The 21,887-nt window shown below is 31.0% G+C and carries 19 protein-coding genes and 4 tRNA genes; 6 read left to right on the forward strand and 17 right to left on the reverse strand.

The window, feature by feature from the left end; genetic code table 11:
• Window positions 1-46: 46 nt before the first annotated feature.
• The 14 genes from tuf to FRY74_RS07365 form a co-directional block, all read right to left on the reverse strand.
• The gene (tuf, locus tag FRY74_RS07300; RefSeq protein WP_147100063.1) at window positions 47-1,234 is read right to left on the reverse strand and encodes an elongation factor Tu; all 1,188 of its coding nucleotides are present in this window, start codon (window positions 1,232-1,234) and stop codon (window positions 47-49) included.
• Window positions 1,235-1,300: 66 nt separating this feature from the next.
• A tRNA-Thr gene (locus FRY74_RS07305) sits at window positions 1,301-1,372 on the reverse strand.
• A 25-nt stretch (window positions 1,373-1,397) separates the two neighbouring features.
• Window positions 1,398-1,470: transfer RNA gene (locus FRY74_RS07310), tRNA-Gly, on the reverse strand.
• 13 nt (window positions 1,471-1,483) lie between these two features.
• Window positions 1,484-1,565: transfer RNA gene (locus FRY74_RS07315), tRNA-Tyr, on the reverse strand.
• A 28-nt stretch (window positions 1,566-1,593) separates the two neighbouring features.
• Window positions 1,594-1,667: transfer RNA gene (locus FRY74_RS07320), tRNA-Thr, on the reverse strand.
• Window positions 1,668-1,757: 90 nt separating this feature from the next.
• Window positions 1,758-2,063 carry a ribosome hibernation-promoting factor, HPF/YfiA family gene (gene hpf / locus FRY74_RS07325; protein ID WP_147100065.1) on the reverse strand — a complete coding sequence of 102 codons (306 nt, stop codon included), beginning with the start codon at window positions 2,061-2,063 and terminating at the stop codon, window positions 1,758-1,760.
• Window positions 2,064-2,079: 16 nt separating this feature from the next.
• Complete coding sequence (locus FRY74_RS07330) at window positions 2,080-2,961, reverse strand: tyrosine-type recombinase/integrase (protein ID WP_147100067.1); 882 nt, start codon at window positions 2,959-2,961, stop codon at window positions 2,080-2,082.
• An 84-nt stretch (window positions 2,962-3,045) separates the two neighbouring features.
• A complete protein-coding gene (rpsU, locus tag FRY74_RS07335) occupies window positions 3,046-3,237 on the reverse strand; it encodes a 30S ribosomal protein S21 (RefSeq protein WP_147100069.1) in 192 nt (63 codons plus the stop codon).
• Between the two features lie 68 nt (window positions 3,238-3,305).
• Window positions 3,306-4,445, reverse strand: coding sequence for an acyl-CoA dehydrogenase family protein (locus FRY74_RS07340; RefSeq protein ID WP_147100071.1), 1,140 nt, complete (start codon window positions 4,443-4,445; stop codon window positions 3,306-3,308).
• A gap of 11 nt (window positions 4,446-4,456) precedes the next feature.
• Window positions 4,457-4,984, reverse strand: a complete 528-nt coding sequence (locus tag FRY74_RS07345) for an adenine phosphoribosyltransferase (RefSeq protein ID WP_147100073.1) — start codon at window positions 4,982-4,984, stop codon at window positions 4,457-4,459.
• 60 nt (window positions 4,985-5,044) lie between these two features.
• Window positions 5,045-5,887 carry a class I SAM-dependent methyltransferase gene (locus tag FRY74_RS07350; protein WP_147100075.1) on the reverse strand — a complete coding sequence of 281 codons (843 nt, stop codon included), beginning with the start codon at window positions 5,885-5,887 and terminating at the stop codon, window positions 5,045-5,047.
• Window positions 5,888-5,956: 69 nt separating this feature from the next.
• On the reverse strand, window positions 5,957-7,072 hold the full coding sequence (locus tag FRY74_RS07355; RefSeq protein WP_147100077.1) for a helix-hairpin-helix domain-containing protein: 1,116 nt from the start codon (window positions 7,070-7,072) through the stop codon (window positions 5,957-5,959).
• Between the two features lie 15 nt (window positions 7,073-7,087).
• Window positions 7,088-8,644: an alanine/glycine:cation symporter family protein gene (locus tag FRY74_RS07360; protein ID WP_147100079.1), complete on the reverse strand. Its 1,557-nt coding sequence runs from the start codon at window positions 8,642-8,644 to the stop codon at window positions 7,088-7,090.
• A gap of 50 nt (window positions 8,645-8,694) precedes the next feature.
• The gene (locus FRY74_RS07365; RefSeq protein ID WP_147100081.1) at window positions 8,695-9,759 is read right to left on the reverse strand and encodes an anhydro-N-acetylmuramic acid kinase; all 1,065 of its coding nucleotides are present in this window, start codon (window positions 9,757-9,759) and stop codon (window positions 8,695-8,697) included.
• 64 nt (window positions 9,760-9,823) lie between these two features.
• Between FRY74_RS07365 and FRY74_RS07370 the strand changes: the two genes are divergently transcribed.
• Entirely contained in the window at window positions 9,824-10,963 is a 1,140-nt protein-coding gene (locus FRY74_RS07370) for an acyl-CoA dehydrogenase (protein ID WP_147100083.1), read from the forward strand.
• 35 nt (window positions 10,964-10,998) lie between these two features.
• On the opposite strand, the gene FRY74_RS07375 is transcribed toward FRY74_RS07370, so the two are convergent.
• The 3 genes from FRY74_RS07375 to FRY74_RS07385 form a co-directional block, all read right to left on the reverse strand.
• On the reverse strand, window positions 10,999-12,285 hold the full coding sequence (locus tag FRY74_RS07375; protein ID WP_147100085.1) for a UDP-N-acetylmuramoyl-tripeptide--D-alanyl-D-alanine ligase: 1,287 nt from the start codon (window positions 12,283-12,285) through the stop codon (window positions 10,999-11,001).
• A gap of 67 nt (window positions 12,286-12,352) precedes the next feature.
• Window positions 12,353-13,852, reverse strand: a complete 1,500-nt coding sequence (locus tag FRY74_RS07380) for an SUMF1/EgtB/PvdO family nonheme iron enzyme (protein WP_147100087.1) — start codon at window positions 13,850-13,852, stop codon at window positions 12,353-12,355.
• Between the two features lie 36 nt (window positions 13,853-13,888).
• Window positions 13,889-14,857 carry a PorP/SprF family type IX secretion system membrane protein gene (locus tag FRY74_RS07385; RefSeq protein ID WP_147100089.1) on the reverse strand — a complete coding sequence of 323 codons (969 nt, stop codon included), beginning with the start codon at window positions 14,855-14,857 and terminating at the stop codon, window positions 13,889-13,891.
• Between the two features lie 167 nt (window positions 14,858-15,024).
• Here FRY74_RS07385 and porU point away from each other — a divergent pair, with 167 nt between their 5' ends.
• The 5 genes from porU (at window position 15,025) to rpmG (ending at window position 21,883) form a co-directional block, all read left to right on the forward strand.
• On the forward strand, window positions 15,025-18,816 hold the full coding sequence (porU, locus tag FRY74_RS07390; RefSeq protein WP_147100091.1) for a type IX secretion system sortase PorU: 3,792 nt from the start codon (window positions 15,025-15,027) through the stop codon (window positions 18,814-18,816).
• Between the two features lie 105 nt (window positions 18,817-18,921).
• Window positions 18,922-20,136, forward strand: a complete 1,215-nt coding sequence (gene porV, locus FRY74_RS07395; protein WP_147100093.1) for a type IX secretion system outer membrane channel protein PorV — start codon at window positions 18,922-18,924, stop codon at window positions 20,134-20,136.
• Between the two features lie 8 nt (window positions 20,137-20,144).
• Entirely contained in the window at window positions 20,145-20,621 is a 477-nt protein-coding gene (gene ispF / locus FRY74_RS07400) for a 2-C-methyl-D-erythritol 2,4-cyclodiphosphate synthase (RefSeq protein WP_147100095.1), read from the forward strand.
• A 1-nt stretch (window position 20,622) separates the two neighbouring features.
• Window positions 20,623-21,633: a UDP-N-acetylmuramate dehydrogenase gene (gene murB / locus FRY74_RS07405; protein WP_147100097.1), complete on the forward strand. Its 1,011-nt coding sequence runs from the start codon at window positions 20,623-20,625 to the stop codon at window positions 21,631-21,633.
• Between the two features lie 67 nt (window positions 21,634-21,700).
• On the forward strand, window positions 21,701-21,883 hold the full coding sequence (rpmG, locus tag FRY74_RS07410) for a 50S ribosomal protein L33 (protein WP_147100098.1): 183 nt from the start codon (window positions 21,701-21,703) through the stop codon (window positions 21,881-21,883).
• Window positions 21,884-21,887: the final 4 nt, after the last annotated feature.

Consider the following 21,887-nt stretch of genomic DNA (forward strand, 5'->3'; position numbering starts at 1 on the left):
TGTCCCGGTTTTGGGACACCTTTAGTTGCCTTAATTATTCTCTTTATTATTTGATAATTTCAGTAACCTGACCAGCACCAACTGTTCTACCACCTTCTCTTATCGCAAATCTTAAACCTTTGTTTATTGCAACAGGAACGATTAATTTAACAGTAATTGATACGTTATCACCAGGCATTACCATTTCTCTTCCTTCTTCTAAGAAGATTTCTCCAGTAACATCAGTAGTTCTGATATAGAATTGAGGTCTGTATTTGTTATGGAATGGAGTGTGACGTCCACCTTCTTCTTTTTTCAATACATAGATTTCAGCAGTAAACTCAGAGTGAGGTGTAATAGATCCAGGTTTAGCGATTACCATTCCTCTTCTAATTTGAGATTTTTCAATACCTCTTAATAATAAACCTACGTTATCTCCAGCTTCACCTCTATCTAATATTTTTCTAAACATCTCAACACCAGTAATAGTTGATGATAATTTTTCATCACCCATACCTAAGATATCTACAGCATCACCAGTATTAATTACACCAGTTTCAATTCTACCAGTTGCAACAGTTCCTCTACCTGTAATAGAGAAAACATCTTCAACAGGCATCAAGAAATCTTTCTCAACATCTCTTGGAGGCATTTCGATATATGTATCAACAGCTTCCATTAATTCCATGATTGTTTTTTCCCATTTTTCTTCACCATTCAATCCACCTAAAGCTGATCCTGCAATTACAGGAGCATTATCACCATCATATTCGTAGAATGATAATAACTCTCTAATTTCCATTTCAACTAATTCTAATAATTCCTCATCATCAACCATATCCACTTTATTCATGAATACAACAATTCTTGGAATACCAACTTGTCTACCTAATAGGATGTGCTCTCTTGTTTGAGGCATTGGTCCATCAGTAGCAGCAACAACTAAAATAGCACCGTCCATTTGAGCAGCACCAGTTACCATGTTTTTAACGTAATCCGCGTGACCAGGACAATCTACGTGAGCGTAGTGTCTGTTTGCAGTAGAATATTCAACGTGAGATGTATTAATAGTAATACCTCTTTCTTTTTCTTCAGGAGCGTTATCAATAGAAGCAAAATCTCTTAATTCAGATAATCCTGCTTTAGCTAATACAGTAGTGATAGCAGCAGTTAAAGTAGTTTTTCCGTGGTCAACGTGACCAATAGTTCCGATGTTTAAGTGTGGTTTGGAACGATCATAATTCTCTTTAGCCATGATTTTCGGTTTATTTTTATTTTATTTATATTAAAATTAATTATTTACACTACTATTATCCTTAAGAGCCAATGACGGGAATTGAACCCGTGACCTCTTCCTTACCAAGGAAGTGCTCTACCTCTGAGCTACATCGGCTAAAACCGATATAAGTTTAAAAAAGAGCGGGAGACGAGACTCGAACTCGCGACCCTCAGCTTGGAAGGCTGACGCTCTACCAACTGAGCTACTCCCGCTAATTTTTTTTTGTGGGGGAAGCAGGATTCGAACCTACGAAGGCGTAGCCAACAGATTTACAGTCTGTCCTCGTTGACCGCTTGAGTATTCCCCCAACGAAATACTATATCTTTAAAGAACTGAGCCGATGGAGGGACTCGAACCCACGACCTGCTGATTACAAATCAGCTGCTCTAGCCAGCTGAGCTACATCGGCTTTTCTGTTTACAAAAACAGACCTCTTTTAAAAGGTCTGCAAATGTATAAAAGATTTTATATTATTCAAATATTATTTTGATTTTTTTTTCTAGACTCTATTAATTTTTTCTTTATGCTTTTTCAATTGTCTTCTAAGTGCTTCTACAGCAGTGTCTGTAGCCTCTTCGAACGACTTACATTGTTTTTTAGCAAAGATGTCATTTCCTGGAACTAAAAGTTTTATTTCTGCAACTTTATTTTCAGTTGAGTGATTGTTCTCTACTTTAAGGATTACTTCGCCATCTATAATTTTATCATAGAATTGTGCTAATTTATCAACTTTCTCTTGAATAAATTCAATTAATTTTTTGTCTGCATCAAAATGCACTGAAGTGATTTTTAAATTTACTTTCATTTTTCCTCCTCTTTTTTTAAGCTTTTGGATGAGCTTGTTTATGAATATTTTTTAATTTTTCTATTGTGTTATGGGTGTATACTTGAGTTGCTGACAAGCTTGAATGCCCTAATATTTCTTTTATAGTATTTAAGTCTGCACCATTATTTAACATGTGTGTTGCAAAAGTATGTCTAAGAACGTGTGGACTCTTTTTTGAGATTTTTGTAACTATACTAAGGTAATTATTAACTAATCTATATACAAACTTTGGATATAGTTTTTTGTTATTTTTTGTTAAAAATAGATTGTTATAATTTGAATCTATTTCTAATCTAAGTTCTAGAAAGTTTTCAATTTCTTTTTTTAAGTTATTGCTTATTGGAATTATTCTCTCTTTATTCCTTTTACCTAATACTTTTATTGTAAGATTATTTAGATCAATTGAATTGATTTTTATTTCTATTAATTCAGAGAGTCTAATTCCTGTTGAATATAAAAGTTCTAAGATTAATTTGTTTTGTATTTCTTCAAGATTGTTTCCAAATGTTATATTTTCAAAAAGATTATAAATTTCTTTTTCATTTACAAATACAGGTAAAGATTTTTTAGTCTTTGGCGTAATAATCTTAAGAAGAGGGTTGTTGTCAATAATCTCGTTCTTTTGTAAGTATTTGAAAAATGTCTTTAATGTGGATATTTTTCTATTTATTGTTGTTGTAGAAATTTCATCTTCTAAAAGTGAAACTATCCATGAACGGATAATTTGTGAATTCACTTCTGTGATATTTGTTAGGGCAAATTGACATGAAAGAAATTGTGAGAATTGTTCTAAATCTTTTTTATATGCAACGACTGTATGTGGAGAGGATCTTTTTTGGTGAAGTAAATAGTCGCAAAAAGACGAAATATATTGCATAAAAAAGTAGTTTGCTTTAATAACGTTAATTTATAAAAAAAGTTATCAAGGCAAACTACAAATATTTTGAAGAGATGAGTTTTTTTACTCTTCTGCTTTTCTTAATTTTTCAATATATACAGCTTTAATCATTGCTGCTCTGTTTACAACAGATGGCTTTAAAAATTGTTTTCTACTTCTCAATTCTTTAACAACACCAGTTCTTTCGAATTTTTTCTTGTATCTTTTTAAAGCTCTTTCGATGTTCTCACCGTCTTTTATTGGTATTACTATCATTGTATTTTGTATATTTTTATTTTTTTAAGGGCTGCAAATGTAGGGAATAAAATAATATAGACAACTATTTATTTTAAAATTTCTCTAGATATTACTACTTTTTGTATTTCAGAAGTACCTTCACCAATTGTCATTAGTTTAGAATCTCTTAAATATTTTTCAGCTGGATATTCTTTAGTATATCCATATCCCCCCATAATTTGAACAGCTTCATTTCCACACCTAACAGATACTTCACTTGCATAATATTTAGCGAAAGCACCTTGTTTTGTCATAGGCATTTTTCTATTTTTTAAATCTGCTGCTTGTCTAGTTAATAATTCAGCTGCATCAATTTCTGTTGCCATATCTGCTAGTTTAAAAGCAATAGCTTGAAAATTCGCAATAGGCGTACCGAATTGCTCTCTTTCTTTAGCATATTGAAGTGAAGCTTCGTAAGCGCCACGAGCAACGCCACAACTTAGAGCTGCGATTGATATTCTTCCTCCATCTAATATTTGCATCGCTTGCATAAAGCCTTTTCCAACCTCACCTATAACATTTTCTTCAGGAACTCTTACATTTTCGAATATTAATTCAGCTGTCTCACTTGCTCTAACTCCAAGTTTATCAATAATTTTTACAGCTGAAAAACCAGGGGTTCCTTTTTCTACAATAAAAGCAGTAATACCTTTACTATCTAATAATTCACCTGTACGAATTAATACAACTGCTACATCACCACTTAGACCATGTGTGATCCAATTTTTAGTGCCGTTAATTACCCATTCATTTCCATCTTTAACGGCTGTAGTTTTCATTCTCATCGCATCTGAACCAGTATTAGCTTCAGTTAATCCCCAAGCACCAATCCATTCTCCAGAAGCAAGTTTTGGTAAATATTTCTTTTTTTGAGCTTCACTTCCGTGATAGTATATGTGACCAGTACATAGTGAATTATGAGCAGCAACACTTAATCCAACACCACCACATACCTTTCCAAGTTCAATAAGAGCTGTTGTATATTCTTGGTACCCAAAACCTGATCCACCGTACTCCTCAGGTATGTAAATACCTAGTAAGCCCAGTTCTCCCATTTTTTTCATTACATCTATAGGGAAGTGTTCATCTTTATCCCATTGATAACGGTTTGGTCTAATTTCTTTTTCTGCAAAATCACGCACCATTTGTGCAATCATTTGTTCATTTTCACTAACATTAAAATCCATCGATAATTTTTTTAAAAGTGTACTAAACTACTAATATTTTCGGAATATTTTGAAAGACTTTTGCTTCCTTCTAAAAAATCTAACTCTACAACAAAGCTAAATCCTGCAACATTTGCATTTTGCATTTTTATTAATTCAGCTGCAGCAATTGCAGTTCCACCGGTCGCTAATAAATCATCATGAATTAATACATTCCAGTTGTCTTGTAAAGCATCTTCATGAATTTCAACTTCAGCAGTTCCATATTCTAAATCATATTTATATGACATTGTTTTGTATGGAAGTTTACCTTTTTTACGAATAGGAATGAAAGGTATATCTAATTTATTTGCCAGCATAATTCCAAACCAAAACCCTCGACTTTCTATACCTACAATAGCATCAATACATTTATCTTTATAATTTTCAGCCATATCATTTACTATTTTTCTAGTTAATTCAGCATCTAATAGGATAGGAGTAATGTCTTTAAAAATAATTCCAGGCTTTGGAAAATCTGGTACATCTCTTATTACTTGTTTGATTGTTTCTGCTAGCATTTATATTATTTTTTAATAAAATACAATTTTAGGATATAAATCTGATTAATCAAATGACTTTTAAAAGACTTTAGTTAATTCGCCGTATTCAATAATTTTACCTGTGGTTGATTTTATACAAAGTTTATTTATTTCTATTTTTTTTGAAGGAAAATATTTAATTACTGTTTCTTTTATTTCTTCTTCTCCTAGTTTGGGAGAGTAAGTGTTAACAATTAAAAATCCTGTTTTATTTAAAATTTGACTGGAAGTTTTCACTAATTCAGGAAAGAGAGTTTCAATTTTCCATCGTTCTTTTTTTGCTCCAATTCCATAAGCAGGGGGGTCCATTATAATTGCATCATATTTATTACCTCTTTTTTCTTCTCTTTTAGAAAATTTCAGGGCATCTTCAAGTATCCAGGAAATGTCATTTAAATTAGAACTTTCCATATTCTCTCTTGCCCATGAAATAATTTGTTTAACAGAGTCACAATGATTTACATTAGCTCCAATAGAATTTGCAACTAACGAGGAGCCTCCTGTATGAGCAAATAGATTTAAGAACTTATCATCTTTATTTAAATTTGAAATTAAATAATCCCAATTTGTTTTTTGCTCTGGAAAAATTCCTATGTGTTTAAATTTTGTTAATTGAAGATTAAATACGCAATTTTTAAATTCAATTTGCCAGTTTTTTTTGGCTTTTTTATTTAATATTTTCCAATAACCAGAATTAGAGGTTTCCTCAATAAATTCAAAATCAGCCTTTTTGTTCCAGTCATTTTGAGAAAGAATAGGAGTAAAGTACGCATTTCGTTCTGGGCGAATTGTAATGGTATTGCCCCATCGCTCTAGCTTTTTGTTGTTGCCAGCATCAATTAATTCATAATCTGCCCAATGTGAGCTGTATATTCGTTGCATCTAAAAAGCTATAAATAATTGGATAAAAGGCTAAATTAACGATTAGAGAGTGGAGAAGCAAAAAGCGATTTATTTCACTGTTAAATATGGCGAAATTTTCAGGTAAGTTTCTGTTGAAATTAAATGAATCTTTTTAATATCAGTTATTGATTTATAGTTTCCATTTGCTTTTCTATATTTTATTATGGCATTGCCTGTTTTCCAATCGATATAAGGATGCTTTGTCAAATCCTTAATTTTATCAGTATTAATATTTAGTTGTGTCGGGTTAATATTTTCTAATTCAAGCTGAGATTCAAATCCATTATAGGTGTCTTCTGATAAATTATATACTTCTTTAAGTTGTTCTTTTTTAATAAATCCTCCTAAACTGTTTCTATACTTGATAATTATATTAGCATATTTTTCAGAGTTTATTCCTTTTAACTTAGTGAGTTCTTTTGCATCTGCTTTATTTATATTTATTTTTTCAGTAAAGTCTTTTTCTTTTTTTGTGGCCTTTGATTCATCAAATTTATCTGGAAGTAAGATAAAAGGTTTTAACTTATAATAATTACTTTCATCTAAGCCATAAATTTTCTTTACATCAGCTTTTGTTTTCCAGCTACCTCCTTTAGCTTTATAGTTAAAAATGGTTTTTATTTGCCAATCAGAAAAACCAAGTTTTTTCCATTCTAACTTTGTTATAGTGTTTGGGTTGAACTCAAAATATAATATTTCAGTTTTATTATCCTTTTTGGAAGTTATTACTGAATTATTTTCAATTTTTTCTGGGAGTAAGATGTAGGGTTTTAAAATTTCATAATTTGAAGAATCTAAACCATAAATTTTGGAAACATCATTTTTCACTTTCCATTTTCCACCCTTAGATTTGTATTTGTTAATGATTTTAATTTGCCAATTTTCAAAACCTAATTTTATCCATTCTTCATCAGAAATGATGTTTGGATTGAAATTAAATAATTCAATATTTGAGGTTTCTTTATTTACTTTTAAATTTGAATCTCTTTGTTTCTCAAATTGATTTATAGCGTTTTCAAATTCACTAAAATCAGTTGTTTTAGTGAGATTGAAATAATCAGCAAATTGAATACCGAAAATCAGTAATAGGATAATGAAAAATAAAACAACCACACCGTTTTTTTCTCCTCGAGAAAAAGAAAAGTAGTCATTTAACTTTCCCATAGTAATTTTTGTGGATTATTTAAACTTTTTAATTGCTCCGCTTTTAATTCGAGCAAAATAGTCATTTAAGTCAGCTTTAATTTCTCCAGCAAAAAAGTAAAGACCCAAAATATTTGGGAAAGCCATACCTAAAATCATCATGTCAGAAAAATCCATAACAGCACCTAGGGTAGAAGAAGCTCCAACAACAATAAATCCTAAGAATAGTGCTTTGTAGGAATAATCAGCAGCTTTAGATGATCCAAATAAGTAAGTCCAAGCTTTAATTCCATAATAACTCCATGATATCATTGTAGAGAATGCAAAAAGAACAGCGGCAAAGGCTAATATATATCTAGACCAACCTCCTAGAGCATGTTCGAATGCAGCAGAAGTTAATTCTGCTCCAACTAAGCCTTGAGGCTCGTGAGCATAACCTGTAAAAATTAATACTAAGGCAGTCATTGTACAAACAACCACAGTATCAATAAATGGTTCTAATAAAGCAACAATTCCTTCACTAACTGGCTCATTTGTTTTTGTTGCTGCATGGGCTATAGAGGCTGAACCAACCCCTGCTTCATTAGAAAATGCTGCACGTTGAAAACCAACTATTAAAACTCCAATAATACCACCTTTAGCAGCATCTGGACTAAAAGCTCCTGAAAATATTTCACTAAAAGCTTCCCCAATGTTTCCAATATTTAAGATAATAATAGTTAAAGCACTTAGTACATAGATTCCAACCATTAAAGGAACTATTTTATCAGTTACATTAGCTATACTTTTAATTCCTCCAATAATAACAATACCAACTAAAATTGCCAATATTACACCAAACCATGCTCCATATTCACTTAAGAAACTTAATTCTTCTAAACTAGTTAATTGTGCAAAAGCTTGGTTAGCTTGAAACATATTTCCACCACCAAAAGAACCTCCAATACACAAAACTGCAAAAAATATAGCTAAAACACTTCCTAATGTACCTTTACCTTGTTTTTTCAAACCCTTAGAAAGATAATACATTGGACCTCCAGATACAGTTCCATTTTCATCAATATTTCTATACTTAACTCCTAATGTGCATTCTACAAATTTGGTTGACATTCCCAATAATCCAGCAAGTATCATCCAAAAAGTAGCTCCTGCGCCACCAACAGTAACTGCAACAGCAACACCAGCAATATTTCCTAACCCAACTGTTCCAGAAAGAGCAGTAACAAGAGCTTGAAAGTGAGATACTTCACCTTTATCATTTGGATCGTCGTAATCACCACGGATAAGCTCTAAAGCATGTTTAAATCCTTTAATATTTATGAATTTATTGTAAATGGTGAAAAATACAGCTCCAATAACTAACCACAAAACTACGACAGGGATATTCGCTAAAGGACTTGATTCGTCAACAAAATATTTAAATGGTTTCCAAAAAACAACTTGAGCCATTACTTCTACTATAGGAGTAAATACTTCATTAATTTTATCGCTCAGCGTTTTTTCTACTACTTCAACTGTTTCTTGAGCAAAAGTAATCGCAGGAATTATTAATGTTATGATTGATAAAAAAGTAAGTTTCAATTTATTTTTCATAGAGTTGGTTTTCGATTTTTTCAATAAAGCTCAAATATAATTAAACTTTATTAATTTGTTAAAGCATTGTAGATACATCCTCCAATATTATCAAATTGAGCACCAGTAACACTTTTCAAAGTGTTTATTTCATTTCTATATCTTAAAACGCCTAAAAATCCAAAGATTAATGCTTCTTTAAAATTTATGATTTCCTCGGGAGGGATTATTATAGAAAGATTACTATTTTTCTTTAATCGCTCAATTAAAAAGGAATTAAAAACTCCACCTCCAGTTATTAATAGAGTAGATTTTTCTGTTACTTGATTTGATATTTGTAATGCAATATGCTCTATAAATGTGCTCAATTTATTTTCAACAGGAATATCATAATTATTTAAAATAGGGAATATATATTTTTCAACCCATTCAAAACCTAATGATTTTGGATGAGGTGTTTGATAATATTCTAAATTATTTAGTTTAGTTAATAAAGAACTATCAATTTTTCCAGATCTAGCAATATCTCCATTAGCATCATATTCCTTACCTAAATCATTTGCAAGTTTGTTTAATACCATATTAGCCGGACATATATCGTAGGCAATTCTTTTTTCTTCTTGATAAGAAATATTGGCAATTCCTCCTAAATTTAAGCAATAGTCATATTCATTAAATAGTAATTTATCCCCTATTGGAACTAATGGAGCTCCATTTCCTTTTAAGGCCAAATCTGAAGTTCTAAAATCACAAATTACAGGATATTTAGTGATTGAAGAAATGTTTGCACCATTTCCTATTTGTAAGGTTAATTTCTTTTGAGGTTGATGAAAAATGGTATGACCATGAGAAGATATAAAATCAATAGATTTTATATTATTTTTTTTAATAAAAATATTAATAGAATGCCCTATGAAATCGCCTAATTCATTGTCTAGTAAAGAAAGCTCTAATCCTGAATAATTTATTGCTTTTATAAGTTTAGTTTTTAGTTTATCACTAATATTAATGGTGCTTGCAGCATTAATATTGTAAGACCATTGTTTGTTTTTGGATATAGAAAAGGAACAATAACAAATATCAAGACCATCTAATGAAGTTCCAGACATAACACCAATAACATTATACGTATTCATAGGTTTGAAAAATCAGATTAAAAAGTTATTTTTGTATTCCTTTCAAATTTATAAATAATTAACAATGAATATAGAATTAACAGAAGAACATTTAGCAGTTAGAGATGCTGCTAGAGATTTTGCACAAAATGTGTTAAAACCAGGTGTAATTGATAGAGATGAGCAACAACGTTTTCCTGCGGAAGAAATAAAACAATTAGGAGAGTTAGGTTTCATGGGAATGATGGTTGATCCTAAATATGGCGGTGGCGGTATGGATACTATTTCTTATGTTTTAGCAATGGAAGAAATTAGTAAAGTTGATGCTTCTTGTTCTGTTGTCATGTCAGTTAATAATTCTCTTTATTGTTGGGGAATTGAAAAATATGGAACTGAAGAACAAAAACAAAAATATTTAGTTCCTGCGGCTAAAGGTGAAGCGATTGGAGCTTTTTGTTTATCAGAGCCAGAAGCTGGTTCAGACGCAACATCACAAAGAACTACAGCAATTGATAAAGGAGATTATTATTTGTTAAACGGAACAAAAAACTGGATTACAAATGGAGGTTCAGCATCTTACTATATTGTTATAGCTCAAACAGATGTTGAAAAAGGGCATAAAGGTATTAATGCTTTTATTGTAGAAAAAGGAATGGAAGGATTTGTTGTTGGAGCAAAAGAAAACAAAATGGGAATTAGAGCAAGTGATACTCATACATTATTGTTTAATGATGTAAAAGTTCCTAAAGAAAATAGGATAGGAGAGGATGGATTTGGCTTTAAATTTGCGATGAGTGTTTTATCTGGAGGTAGAATAGGTATTGCTTCTCAAGCACTAGGAATTGCGTCTGGAGCGATGGAACTTGCAATTGCTTACTCAAAAGAAAGAGAAGCATTTGGTAAACCAATTCACCAACATCAAGCAATTGCATTTAAATTAGCAGACATGGCTACAGACGTTGAAGCTTCAAGATTGTTATGTTTGAGAGCGGCTTGGTTAAAGGATCAAAAAATTAATTTTGATAAAGAAAGCGCAATGGCAAAAGTTTTTGCTTCAAAAACTGCAATGTGGGTTACTACTGAAGCTGTTCAGGTTCATGGTGGTTATGGTTTTGTTAAAGAATACCATGTTGAGCGTTTAATGCGTGATGCAAAAATCACACAAATTTATGAAGGTACTACAGAAGTTCAGAAAATTGTTATTTCAAGATCTATTTTGAAATAAGATTACTTTTGTTTTAAATATAAAAGCTCCACTTTTTAGTGGAGCTTTTTTTGTAGATATTCTGCAACTTTTTCTAATCGAATTCCTCTTGACCCTTTTATTAAAATAGATGAATAATTAATTACTTTTTTATCAAAATGCTGAATTAAGTCTTCACTATTTTTAAAATAACTAAAGTTGTATTTGTCTTTTACATTACTAAAATGCTCTCCAACAAAAATGGTATCAATACTTAATTCGTAAGCTTTATTAATAATATTTTGATGTTCGTCAACACTTACTTTTCCAAGTTCTAACATATCCCCTAATATCATCAACTTGTTTGATTTTTTTGTTGTGGCGAAACTATTTATGGCAACATCCATACTTGAAGGATTTGCATTATAAGCATCTAAATAAATCTCTAAATCTTTCAATTTTATTAATTGTGAGCGATTGTTTGAAGAAACATAAGTTTCAATACCTTTTATTATTTTTTTAGATGGAACTTTGAAATATTGACCTACACAAATAGCTAATAATATGTTATAAAAATTATAGTTTCCATAGAGATTTGAATTAACGTCCTGGTTATTCCATTTCAATTTTATATTTGGTGTTTCTGTCAGAAGCTCAGATGTGCAATCAGCCTCTTTTTTACCATAGGTATATTTATTTAGCGAAAGAGATATTTTTTGCAAAAGTGGATCATCATTATTACAAAATATCAATCTGCCATTTTTAGAGATGTAATTATACATTTCATTTTTTGTTTTAATAACTCCTTCCTTACTTCCAAAGCCTTCAATATGTGCTGTACCTATATTTGTAATAATGCCATAATTAGGTTCTGCAATTTTACATAAATCATTTATTTCTCCTATATGATTTGCACCCATTTCAATTATTGCAATTTCACAATCTTTTTTAATGGACAAAATAGTTAATGGAACTCCAATATGGTTATTTAAATTTCCTTGAGTATAAGCTGTATTATAGTGTTGACTAAGAACTGAATTTATTAATTCCTTACTAGTTGTTTTACCATTTGTTCCTGTTATACCAATGAAAGGAATATTTAATTGTTTTCGATGATAATTCGCTAATTTTTGTAAAGTACTTAATACATCATCAACTAATATTGTTTTTTCATTGATAAAAAATTCTTTTTCATCAATTATAGAAATACTTGCACCATTAAGAATCGCATTTTGAGCGAATTTGTTTCCATTAAAATTATCACCCTTTAAGGCAAAAAAGATGCAATCTTTCTCTATTTTACGAGTATCAGTGCAAATCCCAGAACTATTCGAAAATAGTTTATATAACTCTTTAATTTCCATTTTGTAAACATAAAAAAAGCTCGAACATTTTGTTCGAGCTTTTAAAAATATAATTAATTGTCAATTGTTAATATCCTAAACCAACCGGGCTACCAACTCTAGTCATAGCACATCTAAATCCTATAAAGTCAGTTGATTGATCTTCCAATAACCATCGTCTTGTTCCAGGTACAGCCCAGTAAGCTCTGTCTTTCCATGAAGCACCCTTATAAACTTTAGATCTATCATTAATACGAGTAGTCTCACCAAATTGATACATCTGTAGTAATGGGTTTTCGTTAGCAAAGTCAGGGTTATTACCCATATCAGCATTCACGTAATTAATATTAGATTCCCAGTTTCCATCTAAATGATTTATGTTATCAGCTCTTCTATAATTTCTTCTAGCTTGTAAATTATCTTGTTGCGGATCTACATCTCTATAGATTAATCTACCCAAACTATCTTTTTCTGCAACAATACCATCTTCATCTAATAATCTTGTTTTGTAAACATTACCTCTAAATGGTCTAAAATCATCATTATCTTCCATTGATAGAGGTCTATATGTATCCATAACCCATTCAGAAACGTTACCAGCCATGTTGTATAAGCCATAATCATTTGGCCAATAAGCATAAACTGGAGCTGTAATATCAGCATTATCATTTAGCTTTCCTGCAACCCCCATATTATCTCCTCTTCCTCTTTTAAAGTTAGCAAGTATCTGACCAATATAATTTTCATTTGAGTTTCTTACAGCATGACCATTCCATGGATATAATTTTTTATCAGGAATAAGTTCGTCAATAGTATTACCGATTAACCCATAAGCAGCATACTCCCATTCAGCTTCAGTTGGGAGTCTATATTTAGGAAGTAAAATACCATCCTCCATTCTAACATTTCTATATTCTTTGTTAGGATCTAAATCAGGAATACCATCTACACGTTTACCACTTTCGTATTGCCCAGCTCTATATGCTTCTGTGTTAAAGTTATCTTCATTAATTTGGTTAGGATAGTGTTCAAATAGTCCTTCTCTAATTAAAATAATTTCATTTACTCGGTCTGTTCTCCATGCACAGAAATCATTTGCTTGAAGCCAATTAACACCAACTACAGGGTAATCTCTATATGCTGGGTGTCTTAAATAAAATTCTACATAAGGCTCATTGTATCCTAATCTACTTCTCCATACCAATGTGTCGGGTAAAGCTTTATGATAAACCTCAGGATAATCGGCACTGAATACTCTATCTAACCAATATAAATATTCTAAATAAGCAAAATTAGTAACCTCGGTTTCATCCATGTAAAATGAAGAGACTGTTACGGTTCTTGGTATATTATTCCATTCGTAATTTACTTCCTGTTCAACTCTACCCATAGTGAAACGTCCACCTTCTACAAGAACTAAACCAGGGCCTGTTTCTTGCTCTAAATATGGAACTTTTTGAAAACCTCCATTTTTTGGATTGTTATATTCCCAACCAGTTGAACTAGACTGTTCTCTTTTACATGAAGTGAAGAAAAGAGCAGAAATTGACATTATCGCCAAAAAGTAATTTATTCCTTTTAATTTCATAACTATTAAGTTTCTTGAATACAAATATAAGATAAACTAAAAAGAAGGGCAACTTATTGTTCTGAATCTTCTTTTTTTAGGTTTACAATCAAACTGAAGTCCTAACGAGAATTCGTGAGAACCAGCTGTCTTGTTTGTTAGGCTTGAAATCGTTATATCGTAGCTATAACCAAATTTCATTATTCCTGTTTGAAAGCCAATTAGAGTAATAAATGCATCTGAATTTCTATACCATAAACCACCAATAATAGGTCCTTTGTTATAATACATACCAAAATTAATCTGTGTAAATTTTTCTTGCATTTGAATTAAGACATTTGGAGATAAAGATGCAACAGCGTCTCCTTTACCTTCTAGTGGAATTACAGCACCTCCATGAATTGTTATTTTCATAGGTAAAGGGCTTTCTCCTTTAATCACAGATTCGTTAGGTTCTGTTAAGTGGTTTACAGCAACACCAAAGAAATATAAATCGCTAAAACCTAGTAATCCTGCTGAAAAATCAACATAATTTGCTGGAGCATCTCTCTTTACTTCATTAGTATTGTACACAAAACCTCTTCTAGCATCTATCATATCTCCAAAAGTAAGTTTGCTCCAATCTACACTCTTTTGAGCCCATGTAGCTTGCAATCCAGCTTTAATAGAAAATCTTCTAGTAACTGGAAGTTGATATGAATAGATACCACTTACGTTTGTTGTGTTTAAAGTTCCTTCACCAGCTCTATCGTTCATAACTAATAAACCCAAGCCTCCATTTAAAGCGTCAACATGCTGATCATATGATGCGCTGTAAGTAACAAATGATCCGCTAATACCAGGCCATTGATTTCTATAATTTAAAGACACTCTAGGGCAATGGGCTGTACCTGCGAATGCTGGATTCAGGTATAATGGGTTCGCGTAAAATTGTGTGAACTCAGGATCCTGACCATAGGCATCAATTGACAATAGAGATAAAGCTATTGTGGCAATGTAGATTTTACTCAAAAAGTTTCTCAACATATAGTAGGTTTTGAATCAAACATTTTACGGAAAAATGTTTAACAAAGTTTCAAATGTATAAAATTTACAATACTTATAAAAACAATAAATAAAAAATTGTTACGTTTTTCTGTAAATTTAGCTTTAATATTACATTTTATAAACTTTTTTAATCAAAAATTAAATCAATGAGATTTTTTAAGTTGTTGATAATCATATTTTTACCATTAATTGGTTTTTCTGGAAATAAAATTATAGAGGGGGAGATTGATTGGCAAAACAATATTGAAAATAATACTTTAGATGGTGAAAAAAGGACTTTTTTTAGCTTTAAAAATGCAAATTACGATGAAGACAAAGATTTTTTGGCTTTTTTTTCTCATCGGATAAAACTTAATAACGAAAGAATTGTAAGTGTTTCTATTATTAATATTGAATATGAAAATATTCAAGTTAATTTAGAAAAAAATATTGCCGGAATTACTTATGTATCAGATAATATAGACCTTCAATTTTATAATGCGATTCAAAAAAAACAAAATTTTGGAGTAATTAATTTTACGCCTTTAGTTTTTGTGTCAGGTAATTATCAGAAAATTAAAAGTTATAAAATTAATGTTGTTACAGCACCAGTAATATCTACGGTAAGTTCAACAAGTAAAACTTTTATACCTAATTCAGTTTTATCTTCTGGTGAATGGTTTAAAATTGGTGTTGTTGAAGATGGTGTATATAAATTGTCTTATTCTTTCTTAAAAGGTATTGGAGTAGAAATTGATAACATTAACCCACAATCAATTAAAATTTATGGTAATGGTGGTAAGATGCTACCTGAATTAAATTCAGACTTTAGATTTGATGATATTCAGCAAAATGCTATTGAAGTTTTTGGAGAGTTGGACGGGCGATTTGATATTGAGGATTATGTTTTATTCTATGGACAATCGCCAAATTTATGGAGTTATGACCAGTCTAATCAAATCTTCACTCATGAGATAAATAGATTTAGTGATACTACTTTTTATTATATAACTGTAAGCAATACTGGAGAATCACCAAAGAGAATAACTACACAAGGATCTTTATCTTCTCCAAACAATATTGTAACTTCCTTTAATGATTATGGATATTACGAAAGAGATCTTTATAATTTAATTAAATCTGGTAGAGATTGGTATGGAGATGTTTTTGATGTAAAAACTTCGTATGATTATGTTTTTAATTTCCCTAATATAGATTTAAGTACTGCTGCAAAAATAAGTGTTAGTGGAGCAGCTAGGTATAGTAGCTCTAGTAATTTTGCTGTAGGTGTTAGTAACTCTAATTTTAATGTAACTTTTGGAAGCGTCAGTTTGCAAAATTATTCAGGTCCTTACGCTTCGGCTTCTAATGCTTCAATGACTTTTACACCGAATAGTAGTTTGTTAAATGTTAATGTAGTTTACAATAAACCAAGTTCAACTTCTGTTGCTTGGATTGATGAAATCGAACTTAATGTTAGAAGAAATTTAGTGATGACTGGAGATCAGCTATTTTTTCGAGATGCTCAGTCAGTTGGTGTTGGTAATGTTAGTCAGTTTAATCTTTCTAATGCTTCTAATATTTCTAAAATATGGGATGTAACAGATCCTTTAAATGTTAAGGAACAATTTTTTACTTTAGGATCTTTAGCGAGTTTTTCTTGTTCAACATCAGAATTAAAACATTTTGTTGCATTTAATAATAATTATAAAACGCAAGTATTCAATAAAGGAAGAGTAAATAATCAAAATTTACATGGATTATCTGCTCAAGATATGATAATTGTTAGTCATCCTCTTTTTTTGTCACAAGCTGAAGATTTAGCCAATCACCATAGGGAAGAAGGAATGAGGGTGGTTATCGTTACTCCAAACCAAATTTATAATGAATTTTCATCAGGCTCTCAAGATATTGTAGCGATTAGAGATTTTGTTAGAATGTTCTATGAAAGAGCAACTTCTTCAGATGATATGCCTAAGTATTTACTTTTATTTGGAGATGGCTCTTACGATAATAAAAATAGGTTAACTGATAATACAAACTTTATCCCAACATATCAATCTGTTAACTCTCTATCAATTACAGGTTCTTTAGTTTCTGATGATTATTTTGGTTTATTGGATCCCAATGAGGGTAAATGGTCTTCTACAACTGAATATGTTGACCTTGGGATTGGAAGGTTTCCCGTTAAATCTATTGAAGAAGCCGATAATGTTGTGAATAAAGTTATAAATTATAATACGGCTATGACTATGAAAGATTGGAGGAATAGAATTGAGTTTATAGGAGATGATGAGGATGGAAATACTCATATGTCACAATCGAATCAATTAGCTGGAATAGTGGAGATTGATAATCCAAATTATAATGAGGATAAAATATTTTTTGATGCTTATAAACAAATTTCTACACCAGGAGGGAATAGATACCCTGAAGTTAATGAAGCTATAATCAAATCTTTTGAAGAAGGTGCCTTAATTGTTAATTATACAGGTCATGGTGGAGAAACCGGTCTTGGTCATGAAAGAGTTTTTACGGTTAGTGATATAAATGGTATAGAAAATCCTAATAATTTACCTCTGATGGTAACAGCAACATGTGAATTTAGTCGATTTGATGACCCTAAGAGGACTTCCGCAGGTGAATTAGTATTGTTAAATAAAGGAGGGGGAATTGCTTTGTTGACAACTGTAAGGTTGGTTTATTCAACTCCAAATTTTTATTTAAATAAAACTTTTTATGACAAAGTATTTGAACCTGTTAACAATGAAATGCCTAGGCTTGGTGATGTTTTTATGGAGGTTAAAAATTTAAATGCAAGTAATTCAAATAACAGAAATTTTACTCTTTTAGGTGACCCTGCTCTTCGATTGGCATATCCTATACATGATGTTGCTACAAAAAAATTTAATGGAGCTTTTTTAAGCGCTACTATCGATACAGTTAGAGCTCTAGATAAGGTTACGGTTGAAGGTCAGGTTCAAGACGAGAATGGACAAAAATTATCAAATTTTAATGGAATAATTTATCCTACAGTTTTTGATAAGAAAAAAGAAATAACTACGCTATCAAATGATGGAGGAACTCCATTTATTTTTGACTTACAAACTAACAAGCTTTTTAAAGGAAAAGTAAGCGTCGTAAATGGTGATTTTAGTTTCTCTTTTGTTGTGCCTAAAGATATAGCATACAATTATGGAACTGGAAAGATTAGTTATTATGCCGAAAATCAAGTTGAAGATGCAAGTGGATCTTTTTCTGATTTTTATATTGGAGGTACTTCTCAGAACTTTGAAGCGGATAATGAAGGTCCTGAAATTGAACTTTATATGAATGATAAGACTTTTGTTTTTGGAGGGTTGACAGATGAAAGTCCAAATATGTTGGCCTATGTTAGTGATATACATGGTATTAATATGGTGGGGAATGGAATTGGACATGATATTGTTGCTGTTCTTGATGATAAAACAGATGAAGCTTTTATTTTAAACGATTACTATGAAGCTGATTTAAATAGTTACCAAAGAGGTGTGATAAAGTTCCCTTTTAAAGATTTAGAGGAAGGAAGACATAAGTTAACATTGAAAGTTTGGGATGTTTATAATAACTCAAGGGAAGTAACGACAGAATTTGTGGTTCAAAAAGCTAAAGATATTGTTATAGATCGAGTATATAATTATCCAAATCCATTTACAACGCATACAGAGTTTTGGTTTGAGCATAATCAGGCGAATAAGCAAATATATGCTCAGGTACAGATTTTTACTGTTTCAGGAAAGTTAGTTAAAACTTTAGAAAAAAATATTCTTAATGAAGGTTTTAGATCAACTTCAATAACTTGGGATGGTTTGGATGAATATGGAGATAAATTAGCTAGAGGTGTTTATGTATACCGACTGAAAGTTAGAGCTGAAAATTTATCGATGGCAGATAAATATGAAAAATTAGTTATTTTATAATAACAACAATAAAGTTAGATACTTGTCGTTTTTTAATCTCTATATAAAAGGATAACAGATTTAAGAATTAACGTATATTTGCTATCCTTATAATTTTTTAAGTGAATGAAAAGAGTAGTATTAGGATTATTAACTGTTATATCAGTTTCTCAAATAAAAGCACAAAGCGACCTTAATAGAGGAGCCTTACAATTAAACACAATTACAACTGCGGTACCTTTTTTATTGATAGCTCCTGACTCAAGAGCTGGTGCACTAGGAGATGCGGGTGTAGCAACTTCTCCTGATGCAAACTCAATACACTGGAATCCAGCAAAAATGGCTTTTATAGAAAAAGAAATGGGAGTTTCTATTTCTTATTCTCCATGGTTGAGAAGATTAGTTCCAGATATTAGTTTATCCTATGTTAGTTTGTATAAAAAATTAGGTGATGACCACGCAATAGGAGGTTCTCTTCGTTATTTTTCATTAGGAGATATTAAGTTTACAGATGAAACAGGTAATGCATTAGGAGATTTTAGACCTGCAGAGTTCGCTGTTGACATTGCTTATGCAAGAAAATTAAGTGATCGTTTCTCAGGTGGTATTGCTGCTAGATATATTTATTCTAATTTAACTGGAGGTATTGATGTAAGTGGAGCTGGAACAAGAGCCGGAACAAGTTTTGCTGTTGATGTAAGTGGGTTTTACACGAATGAGGATGCTGAATTATTTGGACAAGATGTTATTTTTAATGTTGGATTAAATGTTTCAAATATAGGTGCCAAAATATCTTATACAGATGACGCAAATAAAGATTTTATTCCTATTAATATGAAGTTAGGACAATCCTTAGCTTTTGTATTGGATGATTATAACTCTATTGCAATTATTACAGATGTAAATAAATTGTTAGTTCCAACCCCTCCAATTTATGCAACTGATGATAAAGGAGATCCAATAATTGATAATACAACTGGAGAGCAAGTAATAGAATCTGGAAAAGATCCTAATGTAGGAATAATGTCTGGTATGATTCAGTCGTTTAGTGATGCCCCAGGTGGGTTTTCGGAAGAGCTTAAGGAGTATAATCTATCTGCAGGTTTGGAATATTGGTACAATAAGCAATTTGCAGTTAGAACAGGATACTTTCATGAACATTTAACCAAAGGGAATAGAAAATACGTAACACTTGGTGCAGGATTAAAAATGAATGTTTTTAGTGTCGATTTTTCTTATTTAATAGCAATGACTCAAAATAATCCATTAGCAAACACAATGAGATTTTCGTTGATGTTTAATTTTGAAGACTTCAAAAAACAAGGTAAAAGCGGAGAATAAGTTAAATTATGAAGATTAAAGTTGGTTTCGGTTTTGATGTACATCAACTGAAAGATGGTGCTGATTTCTGGTTGGGTGGTATAATGATACCTCACACAAAAGGTTCTATAGGACATTCAGATGCAGATGTTTTAATTCATACAATTTGTGATGCTTTATTGGGAGCAGCTAATCTAAGAGATATAGGTTTTCACTTTCCACCTTCAGATAGTAAATACAAAGGGATAGATAGTAAAATTCTTTTAAAAGATGTGGTTGCTTTAGTTGAAGAAAAAGGTTTTTCTATAGGTAATATCGATGCAACAATTGCTCTTCAAGAGCCCAAAATCAACCCTCATATTCCAGAAATGAAAAAAGTGCTATCTTCAATAATGAATATTGAAGAAGACGATGTTTCTATAAAAGCAACCACAACAGAGAGATTAGGATTTGAAGGTAGAGAAGAGGGTGTCTCAGCTTACGCTGTTGTCCTGATTCAAAAATAAAATGGCAATTATTCAACAAAAAATATCTTTAAAATCTTACAATACTTTTGGAATAGATGTTCTAGCAAATAAATTTATTGAAGTTTCAAGTCAAATAGAATTAAAAGAAGTTTTAGAGCATAATCAAGATCCCCTTCTAATTTTAGGAGGAGGTAGCAATATTCTTTTAATAGAAGATTTTAAGGGATTAGTTTTAAAAAATAATTTTAAAGGTATAGAATTAGTTAATGAAACTGAGAATGATGTTACACTTAATGTTGGAGGAGGAGAAACTTGGCATGAGTTTGTTTTATATTGTGTAAATAACGGTTTTGCAGGTATAGAGAATTTATCATTAATACCAGGGAATGTTGGTGCTAGTCCAATGCAAAACATTGGAGCCTATGGTGTAGAAGTTAAGGATGTTATTAAAGAGGTTGAAGCGATTAGTTTAGAAGATTTTTCTATTAGAAATTTTACTAATCAAGAATGTGATTTTGGCTATAGAACTAGCATTTTTAAAACTACGGAAAAAGGTAATTATTTTATTAGTTCCGTTACATTTAAGCTATCAAAGCAACCGCTTATAAATACAAGCTATGGTGCAATTAATAGTGAATTAGAACATAGAGGAATAAAAAACCCAACAATAAAAGATGTAAGTGAAGCTGTAATTGCCATACGACAAAGTAAGTTGCCTAATCCTTCCAAAATTGGTAATTCAGGAAGCTTTTTTAAAAATCCAGTTGTTTCTAAAATGGTAAAAGATAAAATTTTAGAAAAATATATTGATGTACCTAATTATGAGCAATCAAATGGGACATTTAAAATTGCTGCAGGTTGGTTAATTGAACAATGTGGCTGGAAAGGTAAAAGAATCGCTAATTATGGTGTTCACGATAAGCAGGCATTAGTTTTAGTTAACTATGGCGGGTCTACTGGTAAGGAAATTTTCGACTTATCTTCTGACATTATAAAATCGGTTGAAAATAAATTTAATATAACTTTAGAAAGAGAAGTTAATATTATTTAGATTTTAATTTGTTGTTATAAAAAAAATACTACATTTGCAGTCCGTAAAAAATTAAAGAGACCAAGAGATGGCAAAAAAAGGAAATAGAGTACAAGTTATAATGGAGTGTACAGAGCACAAGGAAAGCGGAATGCCTGGTACTTCAAGATATATTACTACTAAAAACAAAAAGAATACTCCAGACAGAATGGAGTTAAAAAAGTATAATCCTATACTTAAAAAAGTTACTGTTCACAAAGAAATTAAATAATTAA

The sequence above is a fragment of the Vicingus serpentipes genome (assembly GCF_007993035.1).
Lineage (GTDB): Bacteria > Bacteroidota > Bacteroidia > Flavobacteriales_E > Vicingaceae > Vicingus > Vicingus serpentipes.